At 39.9% G+C, this 1520-nt stretch carries 1 protein-coding gene; it reads left to right on the plus strand.

Going from position 1 to position 1520, the window contains the following annotated elements; all coding sequences use genetic code 11:
- Positions 1–169: 169 nt before the first annotated feature.
- The gene (tnpC, locus tag ABIB40_RS20615) at positions 170–1516 is read left to right on the plus strand and encodes an IS66 family transposase (RefSeq protein WP_354361832.1); all 1347 of its coding nucleotides are present in this window, start codon (positions 170–172) and stop codon (positions 1514–1516) included.
- Positions 1517–1520: the final 4 nt, after the last annotated feature.

The following is a 1520-nucleotide window of genomic DNA, read 5'->3' on the forward strand; positions in this document are numbered from 1 at the left end:
GTAACTATTCAGCTTGTACTAAAAAAGCATAGTTATCAACAATTTCGGTTGTTGGTTTTAGAAAAACAGCTTAATTATGCACGCGTGTTGACTACTAGCTAAGAACTAACTACCTGTTTCTGGTTGCCTTTCATTAAGGTTTGTTTCCTTTGTATCACATAAAAATACATTGAACTCTTACAAAGAACGTATTGTAGAACTAGAGGCTAAGGTTGTCCGATTGGAAGCATTAATTGAAAAATTACTGGATCATATCGATGATTTGACGCATCGCAAAGACAGTCGAAATAGTTCGGTTCCACCATCAAAAGACGAAAACAGGCCTTTAAAAACCAAAAGCCTTCGTGCCAGTAAAGGTAAAAAAGTAGGCGGGCAGCCCGGACATGAAGGCAGTACATTGGAAATGACCGGAAGCCCAGATGCCATTATAGAACATCAACCGAAATTTTGCAACCATTGTGGCGATGATCTGTCCGAGAAACCTGCAACATTCATCCAGCGCAGGCAAGTTGTAGATATACCACCAATCATCACCGAGTTTACAGAGCATCGTATATTTCAAAAAACCTGTGCTTGTGGCCATCATACCAAAGCTACATTCCCCAGCGGAGTTAACTCACCCATTAGTTACGGAACTGAGATACAGGCAACAATTGCTTATATGCACACCCGTCAGTACCTGCCTTTTGAGCGGATGAGCGAGTTTTTTTTTGATGTTTGCAATTTAAAAATTTCACAAGGCACGCTCTGTACCTTACTGAAAGGCTTTGCCGAAAAAGCCCGACCTGCTTATGGGTTGATCGCTCAAAAAGTAGAAAATGGAAAATTGGTCGGGGGCGATGAGACAGGTGCCAAGGTGAACGGAAAAAAGGGATGGTTCTGGACTTTTCAAAGCCAGGCTGCCACTTATATTACATTTTCCAACAATAGGGGGACCGCTACCATAGAGGAGAATTTCCCGAAGGGATTTATGAACGCCATACTTGTCCATGATTGCTGGAGAAGTTATTTTCAGGTAAAATGCAAGACTCATCAGATATGCATTCCCCATCTACTCCGGGAACTTGTTTTTTTCGAAGAACGGTACGGGTCCAAATGGGCTATAGATTTTAAGGAATTATTGTGCCAAGCAATGGAACTTAAACGGGATTTAAGCCCACCACAATATCTCCAGCCAATACCCAAAAGAGATGAAATTATGGAACGACTATCTGTTTTACTACTAAATTCTGTTCCAGAAAACAGAAAAGATCTTTGTGCATTCCATAAAAGGATGCAGAAATACAAAGAATATGTTTTTACCTTTTTATTCTATGACCAGGTCCCCCCAGATAACAATGCTTCCGAAAGAGCAATCAGAAATGTGAAAGTGAAACAAAAAGTATCCGGACAGTTCAAAACCCAAAACGGAGCAAAATGCTATGCCATCATTCGTTCGGTAACAGATACATGTATTAAAAATGGACAAAATGTTTTAAATGCTTTTAAAACTATTGCTAAATTACAACCTGAATAGTTAC

Source organism: Pedobacter sp. UYP30 (genome assembly GCF_040547165.1).
Lineage (GTDB): Bacteria > Bacteroidota > Bacteroidia > Sphingobacteriales > Sphingobacteriaceae > Pedobacter.